At 64.2% G+C, this 14,769-nt stretch carries 11 protein-coding genes and 1 riboswitch; of the genes, 2 read left to right on the forward strand and 9 right to left on the reverse strand.

Going from position 1 to position 14,769, the window contains the following annotated elements:
• Nucleotides 1-2: 2 nt before the first annotated feature.
• From ACR0R4_RS03225 to ACR0R4_RS03260, 8 genes are all read right to left on the reverse strand, one after another.
• Nucleotides 3-1,709, reverse strand: coding sequence for an ABC transporter permease (locus ACR0R4_RS03225; RefSeq protein WP_433645901.1), 1,707 nt, complete (start codon nt 1,707-1,709; stop codon nt 3-5).
• Nucleotides 1,685-2,806 carry a thiamine ABC transporter substrate-binding protein gene (locus tag ACR0R4_RS03230; protein ID WP_433645902.1) on the reverse strand — a complete coding sequence of 374 codons (1,122 nt, stop codon included), beginning with the start codon at nt 2,804-2,806 and terminating at the stop codon, nt 1,685-1,687. The genes ACR0R4_RS03225 and ACR0R4_RS03230 overlap by 25 nt, the downstream gene beginning before the upstream one ends.
• Nucleotides 2,807-2,824: 18 nt before the next feature.
• Nucleotides 2,825-2,937: riboswitch (TPP riboswitch) on the reverse strand.
• Nucleotides 2,938-2,942: 5 nt separating this feature from the next.
• Nucleotides 2,943-4,475 carry a cell division protein PerM gene (locus ACR0R4_RS03235; protein WP_433645903.1) on the reverse strand — a complete coding sequence of 511 codons (1,533 nt, stop codon included), beginning with the start codon at nt 4,473-4,475 and terminating at the stop codon, nt 2,943-2,945.
• Nucleotides 4,476-4,571: 96 nt separating this feature from the next.
• On the reverse strand, nt 4,572-5,474 hold the full coding sequence (gene sucD, locus ACR0R4_RS03240; protein WP_433645904.1) for a succinate--CoA ligase subunit alpha: 903 nt from the start codon (nt 5,472-5,474) through the stop codon (nt 4,572-4,574).
• A 31-nt stretch (nt 5,475-5,505) separates the two neighbouring features.
• Nucleotides 5,506-6,669, reverse strand: coding sequence for an ADP-forming succinate--CoA ligase subunit beta (gene sucC, locus ACR0R4_RS03245; RefSeq protein ID WP_433645905.1), 1,164 nt, complete (start codon nt 6,667-6,669; stop codon nt 5,506-5,508).
• A 111-nt stretch (nt 6,670-6,780) separates the two neighbouring features.
• The gene (locus tag ACR0R4_RS03250; RefSeq protein WP_433645906.1) at nt 6,781-7,794 is read right to left on the reverse strand and encodes a GGDEF domain-containing protein; all 1,014 of its coding nucleotides are present in this window, start codon (nt 7,792-7,794) and stop codon (nt 6,781-6,783) included.
• The gene (locus tag ACR0R4_RS03255; RefSeq protein WP_433645907.1) at nt 7,791-8,825 is read right to left on the reverse strand and encodes a GGDEF domain-containing protein; all 1,035 of its coding nucleotides are present in this window, start codon (nt 8,823-8,825) and stop codon (nt 7,791-7,793) included. Before ACR0R4_RS03255 ends, ACR0R4_RS03250 begins: the two co-directional genes overlap by 4 nt.
• Before the next feature lie 155 nt (nt 8,826-8,980).
• A complete protein-coding gene (locus ACR0R4_RS03260) occupies nt 8,981-11,578 on the reverse strand; it encodes an ATP-dependent helicase (protein ID WP_433645908.1) in 2,598 nt (865 codons plus the stop codon).
• A 62-nt stretch (nt 11,579-11,640) separates the two neighbouring features.
• On the opposite strand from ACR0R4_RS03260, the gene ACR0R4_RS03265 reads away from it, so the two are divergent.
• Complete coding sequence (locus tag ACR0R4_RS03265) at nt 11,641-12,639, forward strand: asparaginase (protein ID WP_433645909.1); 999 nt, start codon at nt 11,641-11,643, stop codon at nt 12,637-12,639.
• On the opposite strand, the gene ACR0R4_RS03270 is transcribed toward ACR0R4_RS03265, so the two are convergent.
• Nucleotides 12,636-13,673, reverse strand: coding sequence for a glycerophosphodiester phosphodiesterase family protein (locus ACR0R4_RS03270; RefSeq protein ID WP_433645910.1), 1,038 nt, complete (start codon nt 13,671-13,673; stop codon nt 12,636-12,638). The two genes, ACR0R4_RS03265 and ACR0R4_RS03270, sit on opposite strands and share 4 nt — an antisense overlap.
• 158 nt (nt 13,674-13,831) lie before the next feature.
• Here ACR0R4_RS03270 and ACR0R4_RS03275 point away from each other — a divergent pair, with 158 nt between their 5' ends.
• Entirely contained in the window at nt 13,832-14,671 is an 840-nt protein-coding gene (locus ACR0R4_RS03275) for a Bax inhibitor-1/YccA family protein (protein WP_433645911.1), read from the forward strand.
• Nucleotides 14,672-14,769: the final 98 nt, after the last annotated feature.

Consider the following 14,769-nt stretch of genomic DNA (forward strand, 5'->3'; position numbering starts at 1 on the left):
GCTCACCATTCTCCTGCCACCTCACCACGCCACCGCTCGGCAACCAGCATGACGCCTGCGGTCAAAGCCCCAAGCACCACCGCCGCGGCGAGCGCCATGCCGTAGTTCTCGGCCCCCTGTTGGCCGATGAGCTGAGCAATGACCACCGGGAGCGTCTGGTCACCCGGGCGAACCAGGAAGGCCGTGGCCCCGAACTCGCCGAGCGATGTCGCGAACGCAAACCCGAGGGCGAGGCCCGCGGAGCGCCCAAGCATCGCCAGATCGATGGTCGCCAAAATCCGTAGCGGGGAGGCTCCCAGCGTGGCTGCGGCTTGGCGCAATCGAGGGTCGATGCCGCGCAGCACGGGCAGCAGCGTGCGCACCACGAGTGGCAGAGCGATCAACGCCTGGGCGATTGGGATCAGCACCACCGAGGTGCGGAGATCGAAGCCGATGCCGAGCGGGGCGTGCATCGTGAGGAGCAGACCGAATCCGAGGGTCACGGCCGAGACCCCGAGTGGCAGCATGACAAAACCGTCGAAGGTGCGTGTGGCCCAGCGCAGGTGCGGGCTGCGCGGCTGGCGCGACGCGACGAGCGCCGTGAGCACGCCCAGCACCATCGCGATCGCGGTTGCCGCGGTCGCCGTCTGCAGAGACAGCCACACTGCGTCGAAGACGGTACCGTCCAGCCGCGAGCCTTCCGGTGGCGAGAGCAGGTGTGCATAGTGTTCCAAACTCAGAGAGCCATCTACGCCCCGAAGCGAACGCCATACGAGGGCGAGGATCGGCAACACGTGCAGGCCCAACACTGTCGCCGCAAACACCGCAATCGCGGGCGCGTGGGCGCGCGTGGGACGGATGGCTCCTCGCCTCGTGTAACGAAGCGCCACGGCCCGATCTCGCCCTTTGCGCAGCCTGGCGGAGAGCAACAGCACCGCGGCAACGATCGCAAACTGAACGATCGAGAGCGTCGCCGCCGATCGCAGGTCGAGGAATTGCACGGTCAGGCGATAGATTTCGGTCTCGATGTTGGAGAACTGACGCCCCCCCAAGATGAGCACGACCCCAAACGATGTTGCGCAGAACAGGAACACCAGTGCGGCCGCGGACGCGATCGCTGGGGCGAGGGCCGGCAGGGTGATTGTCAGGAACACTCGCACGGGTGCGGCACCCAGCATGCGCGCCGCCTCCTCGGGCCTGGGATCGAGCTGTGCCCAGAAGCCGCCCACGGTGCGCAATACCACCGTCACGTTGAAGAACGCGAGCGCCAGCACGATTGCGGTGAGCGTCTGATCAAGGCCCAGCCAGGAAAGCGGCGCTCCTGGGCCCAGGAGCGCCGTGAAGGACACGCCGACGACCACGGTGGGCAGCACGAACGGAACGGTAGCCAGCCCGCGCAGCATCGACTGCCCGCGAAACTCTAGCCGGTACAGGACAAAGGCGGCAGGCAGGCCAAGCAGCACCGACAGCGCGGTGCCGAGGAGTGCCTGCGTCAGAGTCTGACCAATGACACGCCAGGTGCGCGGTTCAGCGAACACCGAACCCGGTGCCACAGCACCGGGCGATCCACTGTCGAACAGGCCAGTTGCCACGAGCGCGAGAACCGGCCACACAAAGAAGAGGGCGAGAAAACCCAGGGGTAGCGCCGCGGCGATGGCCCAACCACATCGGCCGGGCCATCTCGCCGCGGCGGCGCGCGGCCCTGCTACCAGCCCGTCGCTTCGCTCCACGCCTTCAACCAGGTTTCTCGCCCGGCCCCAATCTCAGCCGGAGTCAGGTCGTTCGGTGCCTCGGGCATCGGAGCGAACTGCTGCCAGTCGTCGGGCACATACGCTTCGGGATCGACCGGGTATACGTACATGGTGTCGGCGATCGTGTCTTGAAACTCGCGAGACAGCAGGTAGTCGACCACTGCGCGGGCACCCTCCGGGTTCTCGGCGCCAGCCAGAACACCCGCATACTCGACCTGCGACGAGCAGGTATCGAGCAACGCTCGGGTTGTTGTGGCTGCGCCGTCTTCGGTGACCGTCCAGGCGGGCGAGGAACTGTACGAGAGCACAATCGGGAAGGTGCCTTCGCCGCCGCCCTGCGTGAACTGGCCGTTGTAGGCCTCAGTCCACCCCTGTTCGATGCGCACACCGTTGTCGGCAAGGCTCGCCCAATACTCCGCGAACCCGTCTTTACCGAAAGCCGCGACCGTGCCGACAAGGAAGGATGCGCCTGTTGACGAGGAGGTCGGGTCGAGCAGCACCGTCAGCCCCGCATAGGCGGGATCGGTCAGGTCGTCATAGCCCTCGGGCTCGGTGAGACCCCGCTCGGCGAACCACGCAGGATCGATGTTGACGCAGGTCGCACCCAAGGTCACGGGGCTGAGCGAGCCGACGCCGTCTACCGCAAATTCCGCCGCCCGCGCGGGCAATGCCTCCGAGAGGTAGGGCTCTACAACGTTGTGGTCAACCAGTCTGGAGGCAAATACGTTGTCGACACCAAAGAACGCGTCGGCGATCGGTGCACCCTGCGTCAGCACCAGCTTGTTGGTCAGCTCGCCGCCGTCACCGGCGGTGATGACCTCGACCTCGTATCCCGTGGCCACGCTGGCAGCCGCTGCGAAAGCGTCTCCTGGAAAAGACTCGTGTGTCACCAGCGTGACGGTGCGCGATGCATCAGTGGATCCGGTGTCGGTCGCTCCTCCAGCGCACCCCGCGAGTGTCAGGCCGAGAGTCGCTGCAACCGTGAGGTGCGCGACCCGGCGCCCTGCCGCGCGGGTGCCGGTGCCGGTGCTCGACGATCGCCCCGATACCCCCAGCACGCGACTCGTGCGCGTCAATTGTTCATTGTGGGCAGGCGTAATCATATGATTCCTTTCCTCCGCTGGTATTACCCAGATCAGGTGTAACGGTGAGAACTCGCGCAGTTCACTCTCAGCCCGTCGACGATCGGGCTCCCGTGGATGAAGTGCCAGTCTATCCCTTCGGCAACCAGCGGCGCCAACGCGAGGTTCGGGCGCTCGGGGTGGCCGAGTCGATGCGCTGCGCCCCGTTTTCCCATGCGTATTCCCGCATGAGAGACTCCTCGTCGCTCTCGTCCGAAGGCGGGATCGGCACAGCCGAAATTTCGGTGGCAGGAGCCGGCGTCAGCGCAGAGGTCGGCGCTTGCGACACGGCCGGTTCTTCGACGGGCGTAACCACCAGCGGGGTGAGGGGCAGCGTGTCAGCCGCCTCGGTGGGCTTCTCACGCTCGCCCAGGCGAAGCCGCGGAACCCTCTCGAGTAATCGGGCATGGTCGATCCGTCTGGCAAGCACCCCACACAAGATCCCGGCCCCCAGTTCAGCCGCAGCAAGACCTCCGACAAGCCACGGCGCTGGGCCCACTTCGGAGAGGCGGCCCGGCCCAATCGCCCCGGAAGCGAGCGCAGAGAACCCCACCACCGCAAGCCCGGTGAACGCCGCAGCGAACACGGGTACCAGGATTGCAGAGAGCAGTGGCACACGGCGAAACTCGCGACTGCCCCCGGCGAGCGCTCCCACCAACACGCCAGCGAGCACGACGAGTGCCGGAGCTAGCGCTCCCGCGTTCCCCCAGGCCTGCGGAATCGCTCCCAGAAGCGGCAGAGACGGCAACGGCCCAAGGAGGGTATCGAAGGGAGTCACCGACGTGCCCGTTCCGATCGCGAACCCAGCACCGGTACACCACGCGACCGCCCAAGCCCACGCCACCGGAAGCACAGCAAGTTGCGCCAAGAAGACGAGCAGGTTAGCCAAAAGATCCAGTTGGAGCCCCTGGCTGAGGGTCACGATCTCGACGTATCCCACCACGATCGCGCCCGCGAGGCCGAGCGCGCCGAGGCCCAACAGAGCCGCAAAGCTGGCGGCTGCCTGCCGCACCACTTCCCGCGCGCGTGTCGGGAGGACTGCCGCACCGAGTGGGCTCAGCGGCTGGAGTCGACGCTGCAGTTGACGCACAGCGGATCGCCACCAGTCATGCCCACTCGCCGCTGTGCGGGCAACAAAACCGCACGTCGACCACGCCCCAAACCAGAGTGCGGGTACCAGTATTGCCACCCACACAGGTGCTGCGACCACTGGTGTCGCGATCAACGCCACGACGCCTGCCGCCGCCGCGAAGCCCGCCGCACCGCCCAGTGGTGCGGCCACCCCACTGCCGCCTCGATTGCCTAAGCGCCACCCGGATCGGAACGCCAACAGTGCCGTGAGGAACGACAGCGTCAAGGGCGCGAGCGAGATGACGAAGCTCAGCGCCTGCGGTTCGAGCCCGAGGGCCAGTGCGGAGTCGGGCGTGAGTGAAAACGTCAGGGGCACGAGGTGTGCGAGCAGCCACACCCCGCCGATGCCCGCAACCGCCTGGCTCGGGTCACCCGCCAGGTCAAGTGCGAGCCACCAGACCAGCACGCCGGGTATGCCGACCGCAACAAACACCGCGAGTGCGATGGCAGCGGCTTCGATCGCGGCGATCACCGCCGTCAGTGTGGCTTTCATTCTCTCCAGGCTACCGATCGATCCCGACAACCGTCAGCTCACACGCAAGGGAGGCGGGCACCGCTGGTGCCCGCCTCCCTGATCCACTCGCGACAACTACAGCGCGGCGTAGACCTCGCGCAACAGCCGCGCGGTCTCGCTCGGAGTCTTGCCGACCTTGACGCCAGCAGCCTCAAGCGCTTCCTTCTTGGCCTGCGCCGTTCCCGCAGAGCCCGAAACGATCGCACCGGCGTGGCCCATCGTCTTGCCCTCTGGGGCGGTGAAGCCCGCAACGTAGCCGACAACCGGCTTCGTCACGTTGGCCTTGATGAACTCGGCTGCACGTTCCTCAGCGTCGCCGCCGATCTCACCGATCATCACGATCGCAAGCGTCTCGGGGTCAGCTTCGAATGCCGCCAACGCGTCAATGTGCGTGGTGCCAATGATGGGGTCGCCCCCGATCCCGATCGCGGTGGAGAAGCCCAGGTCACGCAGCTCGAACATCATCTGGTACGTCAGTGTGCCCGACTTCGACACCAGACCGATCGGGCCCTTGCCCGCAATGGTTGCCGGCGTGATGCCCGCAAGCGACTCACCCGGGGTGATGATGCCGGGGCAGTTTGGCCCGATGATTCGGGTCTGGTTGCCGGTGGCCTTCGCGTGAGCCCACAACTCCGCAGAATCTCTGACCGGCACGCCCTCGGTGATGATCACGAGAAGCCCGATTCCGGCGTCGATAGCCTCGATCGCGGCATCCTTCGTGAAGGCTGGCGGCACGAACGCAATCGAGGTGTCGGCACCGGTCGCGGCCATCGCCTCTGCGACAGTTGCGAACACCGGAAGCTCAAGCGCGTTGCCTGATGCATCGACGTGCGAGACGGTGGTGCCCGCCTTGCGAGCATTCACACCACCCACAATCTGGGTACCGGCTGCGAGCATACGTGCGGTGTGCTTCGTGCCCTCCGCGCCGGTGATGCCCTGCACGATGACCTTGGAATCCTTGTTCAGGAAGATCGACATATCTCTACTCTCTCGTCAGTCTCGTGGGTGATCAGGCGTTGGCCAGCTCGGCAGCCTTGTCGGCGCCCTCGTCCATCGTGGCGGCCAGTGTCACCAGTGGGTGTGCGGCTTCTGCAAGGATCCGTCGACCCTCCTCGACATTGTTGCCGTCGAGACGCACGACCAGCGGCTTGTTCGCCGCGTCTCCGAGTTTCGCGAGCGCACCGACGATCCCGTTTGCTACCGCGTCGCACGCGGTGATGCCGCCGAAAACGTTCACAAAGACCGACTTCACCTGAGGATCACCCAGAATCACGTCAAGGCCCGCAGCCATGACCTCGGCTGAGGCACCGCCCCCAATGTCGAGGAAGTTGGCGGGCTTCACGCCGCCGTGGTTTTCGCCCGCGTAGGCGACCACATCAAGCGTCGACATGACAAGCCCGGCACCGTTTCCGATGACCCCGACCTCTCCGTCGAGCTTCACGTAGTTCAGATCCTGCGCCTTGGCCTTGGCCTCGAGCGGATCTTCAGCTGCCTTATCGGTCAGCTCCTCATGACCTGGCTGACGGAATGCCGCGTTTTCATCGAGCGAAATCTTGCCGTCGAGTGCCACAATCTCACCGGCGCCGGTGAGCACGAGAGGGTTCACCTCGACAAGCGTCGCGTCTTCCTTCGTGTACACCTCGTAGAGCTTCTGGAAGACCGGGACGACCTTGCCGACGAGCTCTTCGGGAAAGTTCGCCGCACGAGCGATCTCTTCGGCCTTCACGGCATCGATCCCAACGATCGGATCCACCTCGATGCGCGCCAGCGCCTCCGGCTTCTCCACTGCAAGTTGCTCGATTTCCATGCCGCCTTCAACCGAACACAGCGACAGGTACGAGCGGTTCGCGCGGTCGAGCAAGACGGAGAAGTAGAACTCCTGCGCGATGTCAGCGCCAGCTGCAACCATCACGCGCTTCACAACGTGACCCTTGATGTCCAGACCGAGAATCGACTCAGCCGCGGCAAACGCCTCGTCGGGAGTCTTCGCGACCTTGACGCCGCCAGCCTTGCCGCGGCCACCGGTCTTCACCTGGGCTTTGACCACAACGACGCCGCCGATCTTCTCGGCCGCCGCACGCACCTCCTCCGGAGTGTCTGCGATGATGCCGGCAAGCACCGGCACCCCGTGTTTCTCGAACAGATCGCGTGCCTGGTACTCGTACAGATCCACGTGCATTCCTTAGAGTGTTGGGAGTGATTTGGCGTGGCTGAAAAGTCTCGATGTCGAGATAGTTCGACCAGTTCAACAGCCTACCACCCGCGATGCGGCAGCTGAACTTGCCTAGTGATGGCCCGGCTCGCGCTGATCCTTCGCGTCGTACATTCGGCTGTCTGCCCGTGACATGAGATCATCCAACGTGTCTTCCTTGCGCAGTTGGGTGAGCCCCCAGGTCCAGGGGTAGGGGGCATCGAGTGCAATCTCTTGCAGCCGAGCATGCGCCGTTTCCCGATCCGCGTGGATCAGGAGTAAGAATTCGTCCCCGCCAGTCCTTGCCACCAGATCATTTTTGCCCAGGCCCGTCACCCAGACGTTCGCCGTGGCGCGCAGCGCACGATCCCCCGCAGCGTGTCCACCCTCGTCGTTGACCGCCTTAAAGTCGTCGAAGTCAACCACCGCAACCGTGAGCGGAGCGCCGGATCGATGCGCCTCTGCGATCATCCGTTTCGCGCGTCGGGCCAGACCCCGACGGTTCAGCACCCCAGTCAGCGGATCGAAACTCGCGCGAGCTAGGGCTCGCCGGCGCAAGTAGGATCCGGCCTCCAGACAGAAGACCGAGACAATCACCGCGTAGGCAAAGGCTACTGCCGAGGAATAACCACTCGAGGCAGGCTCGGGGCGCCAGAGCAGTGCCCCGAGAATCACGAGCACGTTGAAGAGCAACGCGCTCCTGGCCAACGCTGGCCGGTAAAACCACCCCAAGTACAGCGCAATCATGGTGAGCTCAATCAGCGCACTGAGCTCGGTGTGCGCGTGGGTAGTCTGGAAAACGAAAGAGCCAGACCACAGCGCGAGCGCGCTGGTCACGGCGATCCCTGCCCAGCCAGGATAGCGCCGACCTGCCCAAAGTGGGATCACACTGAGGAGCGCAAAACCGATGAGGCAGCACAGCACGACCAGTCGATCAAGATGGGCGTGACCGACCACAACCTCGATCAGAAGCGTGAGCGCCAAGGCCGCTGTGAGGACGGCGCTGACCGCAGAGAAGTCCGACTGCCGACGCGCCAGTCGCACGCCTAAATCGCGCACGCGCTGCGCCAGGACGACAATCCGGCCGGCATCTCCGCTGCGGTTCACGCTCTCGCTCGCTTCACCGTGTAGAGCTTCTGATCCGCTCGGTCAAACATCGACTCAATGGTGTCGCCCTCCCGAGCCTGGCTCACTCCCCACGACCACGCGTGCGGAGATCGCTCCCGCAGACGAGTCATCGTTTGCTGGGCAGCAGTGGCATCCGTGCGGTCCAACAGGATCGCAAACTCGTCGCCGCCGGTGCGACCAATGAGATCTCGAGACCGCAGACCCATTTTCCAGAGCTGCACCGTGTCGATGAGAGCCTGGTCACCCGCCGCATGCCCGCCACGGTCGTTCAACTGCTTGAAGTAGTCAAAGTCAATCACCACGAGAGTGAGTGGGCTGTTGAACCGCAATGATCGCGCGATCTCCTCTTGGAGCTGCTTCATGAAACCTGAGCGGTTTAGGGCTCCGGTGAGTGCATCGGTGGTGACCTCGTGCTCTGACCGGCGCCAAAGCGCTTGGCCGACCTCGAAGCAGAAAACCGTGGCTATGATCGCCTGAATCGCCACGGCAACCCCGAGGTTACCGGCGAAATGGAATTCCGGGTTGTAAAGCATCATCAGTGCGATAAGCGCCAGACTTGCCAACAGGAGCGCCCGGTTAAGTGGGCGCCTCACAAACCACGCGAGGTAGAGCGCCAGAATGGGCAGTTCTTGCATGCTCGACACCGCCGACTGTTCATCACCGAGGGGACTGATGAAGTACACGCTTGCGAGAGCAAGCACTGCGACGCAGCACAGCCCGAGCGAATGCGGAAAGTTTTTCCCTAGAATCACCGCGAAAGTGCCAAGAGCCAAGGCAACGAACATGAGTATCGAGAGCACCACGGGATCCAGGTCTTCGCGATGGAGCAGAAAATCGAAGACGAGCGTAGACGCAAGCAGAATGCCGGCGGCAATGAGAAACAAGGAATGCGAATCCTGCCGGGCTCGAAAAGCGGAGCTGGGGCCTCGCTCACCTCGCCCCAACTCATCACGGGATTCTGCGGCACTATTCAGCACGTCTCTGCTTACACCGTTCTTGTCTTCAGCCACCTCAGACGCCTTGCGTATGCCTCCGAGCCGCACATCGCAGGTGCATGCAGTCGAAATGACCAGCCCCAGATCACAATTATGCGCAGCCTAACACGCACGAACGACACTCTGGGAAACACTTTGCCATGCACTTCGGTGAAATTACCTGAGGAAAGTCATCGTTTTTCAATGGGGGAAAGCTTGATCAACAGCTTTCTTTCGCCAACAGACTCAAACACCGCGTGAGCGACTTGTTTCGACCCCTCACCGGTCACTGCGGTCACACGACCATCCCCGTATTCCTCATGGCGGATCAGGTCTCCTGCTACCAGGTGCAGATCGCCGTTGTCGCGCGCGCCAGGGCCGATCAGATTGGGGAAGCCCGCTCCGGAGCGCTGCGACTCCTTCGCCAGACGCTTACGTTCGCGCCACTTATCAAGCGCCGACTGCATGTTTCCACTGGCTGGTTCCGAGACAGTCGCGGAGCCAGCTAGGCCCCTGGAGGATGCGGATCCGCCACCAAACGAGACCGACGAATCGCTTCCTCGCCCGCCGACTTGCCGCGGGTTTCGGCCACCCGAGGCTGAATATCGCGGGGCATTGAGTGCCCGGGATTCGGTGCCCCCGCGCCCCGTCACCTCGCCTGGCGACTGCCGCCATTGAATGAGCCCCTCAGGAATCTCTTGCAGGAAACGCGAGGGCATCGCCACCGAGATGTCGCCGTAGGTGGCGCGGGTGCTTGCCAGCGTGACGTACAGCAACCTGCGCGCCCGCGTAATGCCGACATACATCAGGCGCCGCTCTTCACTGATACCACCGACCTCATCGACCGACATCTGGTGAGGCAGCAGGCCTTCCTCGACCCCGGTGATGAACACCGCCGGGTACTCGAGCCCCTTGGCGGTGTGCAGCGTCATGAGCGACACCGTTCCGCTCGCATCGTCAAGGTCGTCAGCCGCAGCCACGAGACTCACCTGTGTGAGAAATTCGAGCAGCCCCGCGCCCGGATTCTTGACGTCAAATTCACGGGCAACCGCAACGAGTTCTTCCAGGTTCTCCGCTCGCGCCTCGTCTTGCGGATCGCGCTTTTCCCGGAGTCGCTCAATCATCTGCGTTTCATCAAGCAGCAGCTTCAGCACGTCAGCCACCGGCGCCGGTTGCTTGGGTGAGGCCGTGTCGTCCGTGCCGCCTCCCCCGGCCGCCATGCGCGCGGCCCGAAGCAAGAGATCGCCGAGGGCGAGGATCGACCCGCGCACCTTCGGCCCGAACCCGAGATCGTCGGCACGCAACATCGCGTCATGAAACGAGATGCCCTCAGCCTCCTGGAAGTTGGCGAGTTGCGCCTCTGCCATCGGACCAATTCCTCGTTTGGGGGTCGCGATGAGTCGCGACCACGAAATCGGGTCGTATGGGTTTGCGAGACTCGTGAGATACGCCATGGCATCTTTGATTTCGGCGCGATCGTAGAACTTCGTGCCGCCGAGCACACGGTACGGGACGGCGGATCGAATGAGGAGCTCTTCCAACGCACGCGTCTGGGAATTGGTGCGGTAGAACACGGCAATGTCACCGTACGCCATGCCGGATCGGTGGAGGTCTTCGATCTCCTCCGCCACAAATCGCGCCTCGTCGTGCTGCGAATAGCCGGTGAACCCGATGATCTTCTCGCCATCCCCCTCCGCGGTCCAGAGGTTCTTCTCCTGACGGTCGAAGTTATTGCCGATCACCGCGTTTGCGGCGCTCAAGATGTTCTGCGTCGAGCGATAGTTTTGCTCCAGCTTGACGACCTCGGCGTCGGCAAAGTCGCGCTCGAACTCCACTATGTTGCGAATGTCGGCGCCACGGAACGCGTAGATCGATTGGTCGCTGTCACCCACCACCGTGAGACTCGCCCCAGGAATCCGGCCAGTCGCATCTACCTCCGACTCCCGCACGGGCGGCTGGAGGCGATCCGCTAGAGAACTCTCGACGGGCAGGGTCAACTCGCGAATCAGCGAATACTGTGCGTGGTTCGTATCTTGGTATTCATCGACCAAGAGGTGACGAAACCTGCGCTGGTAGACCGCGGCAACCTCGGGGTGGGATCGGAAGAGATGCACCGTCTGCCCAATGAGGTCGTCGAAGTCGAACGCATGTGCTTTACGGAGTGCCTGCTCATACCCGCGAAAGATCTCGACAAAGAGCCGGTCTCGAGGATCGCTCGAACTTGCGGTCGAAGCATACGAGTCGGCGTCGGCGAGCTCGTTCTTCAGCTTCGAGATCTTGGCACCGGTGTTCGCGGGGGTGAAGCCATAGGTATCGGCCTCCAAGTCTTTGATCAAGCGCTTGAGCAGGGCTCTCGAATCGGCCGAGTCGTAGATTGTGAACCCGGAGACGTAGCCGAATTTCTCCGCCTCCCGGCGCAGAATGCGCACGCACGCCGAGTGGAAGGTCGAGATCCACATGCCCTCGGCTGCGTCGCCAAGCAGCTCTTGTACCCGCTCACGCATCTCGGCGGCGGCCTTGTTGGTGAAGGTGATCGCAAGGATCTGACTTGGCCAGGCCTCCCTGTTTCGAATGATCTGTGCGATACGGTGCGTGAGCACACGCGTCTTGCCGCTGCCTGCCCCGGCAACGATCAGCAGTGCCTGCCCACGCGCTTCCACGGCCCGTCGCTGCTGCGGGTTGAGCCCGGCGAGCAGGGGGTCTTCGCCACCGTTTCCTGTGGTGGCCCGGGCATCGCCAGGCCTGTCGAGGTTGGTGCCATCTGGCGCAATCAGTTCGAAGTCACTCATCGTGGGTTAAGTCTAGAAGCCGCCACCGACACGAACCTCAACAAGTCCGAGAGAATGGAGGGATGCCCCCCTCTCAACGCCCCTCAGTTCTCGTCTTCGCCACCGGCGGCACGATCGGGATGCACGATTCTGGTCGAGGTCTCGTTCCAGACCCCGACTTCCCGGAGGCCCTCGAAACGCTCGTCGCCGGTATCTGCGCCAGGAGCGGAGTGGACTTTCGCATCAACCATCTCACTCCGCCCATCGACAGCGCGAACGCAGATGCCGAAACGGCACCCCGAATCGCACGCGCCGTCCGCGCGCGGATCAACACGCACCGACCTCGCGGCGTGGTGATCACGCACGGCACCGACACGCTTGCCTACACCGGCGCGCGCCTCGCGTTTGAACTCGCGCACCTGGGCGCACCGGTCGTGATCACGGGCAGTCAACTGCCACACGGAGCCCCGGGCAGCGATGCCCCCGCCAATCTCGCGCTCGCCATCTCGGCGGCGGTACGCGCGGCTTCGACCGCTCCGGCATCGGTGGCCTTTGGTGGTTCGCTCGTTCCCGCGGTACGCGCCACAAAGTATCAAACGGACGCGCGCGAAGCCTTTCGCGCGGAGCGCCCGCTGGGGCCGGGTGCCACCGGCATTCCACGCCTCGATTTCGGGGAAGACCACTCCCCCACAGAATCGGCACGCGTGGTGAGTTTTCGCTTCGTGCCCGGGGTGACCGCTGACGACCTGCGCGCGGCGGCGAGCGCACGACCCGACGGCCTCGTGCTCGAGTGTTATGGCAGCGGCAACGCCCCGATGTCGCGCCCGGGCATGACGGAGGCGTTGCGTGATGTCTCGGCGCGGCTTCCTGTGGTCGCCATCACCCAGTGCGCCACCGGGGGTATCGACCTCGAACGCTACGCGGTCGGCCGCCAGATGGCCGCGACCGGCGTGATCGATGGCGGTGACATGACGCTCGAATCCGCGCTGGCCAAACTCGCCTTCGCAGTGGATCGCGGTGCCTCCGGCACCGCATTGCGCGCCCTCATGGAAGCGAATCTCGTCGGCGAGCGGAGCGCCTAAGTCAGCAACCCTCGGGCAAGATCCGGATGGTCGACGAAGATTCCGTCAACTCCGGTCGCGATCACCTGCGCCCATTCGGTGCGCCAGTCCCCGGCTGCGCCCTTGCCGCCCGCCCGGGTGTGCGCCGCGTTGAGGTACGCATTCTCGGGCCGCAGGGTCCAGGTGTACACGATGAGACCGCGCTCGTGGGCGCGCTGTACCAGATCGGTCGCACCGGTCTTCCGGCCACGGCCATCGAACGCCAACAGATCAGCCTTCGCCACACTGATCCCGTGCACCCGCCCCACGAGCAAATCAAGACCCTCGTCGCTGCGATACCAGGGCCAGCTGTGCGCGCCGGTTCCGAGCGCCACCTCATCGGCCGGAGTGCCGTTGGTCTCAGTGAGAAACACCAGTTGAGCTTTCACCCCGGTCGCCTGCAACCGGTCGAGCACGCCAAGCTCAAAACTCTCGATGATGAGCTGGTCTTCTCGGTCGGCCCACCCGGCCGCTTCAAGCTCGGCGATGAGAAGCTCACCGAGGTCGTGACCGATGCCGAGGAAATAGTGGGCGTGCTTGATCTCCACCACCGCCGCGACCTTGGTGCCCCGCGACCGCCCCTCGTCGTCGATCAGCTCGAGCACCTGAGAGAGCCTCAGAATGGGCTCGATCCCATCGAATCGTGTGTTCTCGGAACGCAGCCGGGGCAAACGTTCCCTGCACCGCAGCGTCTGCAGCTCGGCCCAAGTGAAATCTTCGGTGAACCAGCCGGTGAGTCGCACCCCGTCCACCGTCTTGGTGGTGCGGCGTTCTGCAAATTCGGGTCGGGAGGCCACGTCAGTGGTGCCCGAAATTTCGTTCTCGTGACGCACGACGAGCACGCCATCCCGGCTCGCCACGATGTCGGGTTCCACCGCATCGACCCCCTGTGCGAACGCGAGCCGATAGGCCGAGGGGCTGTGCTCGGGTCGGTACCCCGAGGCTCCCCGGTGACCGATGATGAGCGGACTGCGGGCCGCGTCTCGGGCTGCGGGGCGTGCTGAGTCGTGAGGCATAAGGGAACTGTAGCGCCCGGTCGGCGCACACCATACGCAAGAGGCGCCCGGCACGCTCAGAGCGAACGACCCCGTGCCACGGCAGAATCACAGCCCGCAGAAAAGGACGCCCAGATAGAGTTGGATTATCCAGTCCGCCCCGCAAAGGAGCCCGACGAATGAGTAACCCCGCACTATCCAACAACCCGGCGCTGAATGGCAAGACCCTCACTGCCGATGAGTTGCGCCGCATTTACGACCAGCCAGCCGCCTCCCTGCAGCGGCCAGGCGTAGATCAGCCGGCAAGCCCCCCTGTCGCCGGCGGCGCACAGCTGCCCCCCGTTGTGGGCAGCGACAAGCCGATGACCTACGAGAACACGATCTCGAAGACAGTCATGCTCTTCATCGTGGTACTCGCTACCGCGGCGGTCGGATGGTTCGTCCCGATCCTCATGATCCCGGGCGCGCTCGTGGGGCTCGTGCTGGGTCTCGTCAACGCCTTCAAGAAAGAGCCGAATGTTGCCCTCATCGTGGGCTATGCCGCGGCGCAGGGCCTGTTCCTGGGCGGCATCTCCGGCATCTTCGAAGCGCAGTGGGCGGGCATCGTCACGCAGGCCATCATCGGCACCTTCTCGGTCTTCGGTGTCACTCTCCTGCTCTTCCGCAGCGGCAAGGTGCGCACCAGCCCGAAGATGACCAAGATCTTCCTGGTCGCCATGGTTGGCTACCTCGTCTTCTCGCTCGTCAACGTGGGCATGATGATGTTCGGCGCTACCGACGACCCGTGGGGCATGCGCGGCGCAACCGTCTTCGGCATTCCGCTCGGCCTGCTGATCGGCGGCCTGGCAGTGCTTCTCGCCGCGTACTCCCTCGTGATGGACTTCGAGCTGATCCAGAACGGCGTGCGCAACCGCGTACCCGAGCGTTACGGCTGGTCGGCCGCGTTTGGCCTGACCGTCACCTTGATCTGGCTGTACCTCGAGATCCTGCGCATCCTCGCGATCCTGCGCGGCGACTAATCTCGCTGGCGGATCAACGGGTGAGGGGCGAGCGCCAATGGTGCTCGCCCCTCACCCGTTTCACGCCAAGTCACGACTCAACCGAGGCCGAGACGGCC

This window comes from Leucobacter fengyongliangi (genome assembly GCF_050971685.1).
In the GTDB taxonomy this organism is placed as follows: domain Bacteria; phylum Actinomycetota; class Actinomycetes; order Actinomycetales; family Microbacteriaceae; genus Leucobacter.

What these genes read in the sequence shown, in the direction of transcription:
- ACR0R4_RS03235 (WP_433645903.1), bottom strand. Translation starts at nt 4,475, where the DNA reads ATGAAAGCCACACTGACGGCGGTGATCGCCGCGATCGAAGCCGCTGCC.
- sucD (WP_433645904.1), bottom strand. Translation starts at nt 5,474, where the DNA reads ATGTCGATCTTCCTGAACAAGGATTCCAAGGTCATCGTGCAGGGCATC.
- ACR0R4_RS03260 (WP_433645908.1), bottom strand. Translation starts at nt 11,578, where the DNA reads ATGAGTGACTTCGAACTGATTGCGCCAGATGGCACCAACCTCGACAGG.
- ACR0R4_RS03265 (WP_433645909.1), top strand. Translation starts at nt 11,641, where the DNA reads ATGCCCCCCTCTCAACGCCCCTCAGTTCTCGTCTTCGCCACCGGCGGC.
- ACR0R4_RS03270 (WP_433645910.1), bottom strand. Translation starts at nt 13,673, where the DNA reads ATGCCTCACGACTCAGCACGCCCCGCAGCCCGAGACGCGGCCCGCAGT.
- ACR0R4_RS03275 (WP_433645911.1), top strand. Translation starts at nt 13,832, where the DNA reads ATGAGTAACCCCGCACTATCCAACAACCCGGCGCTGAATGGCAAGACC.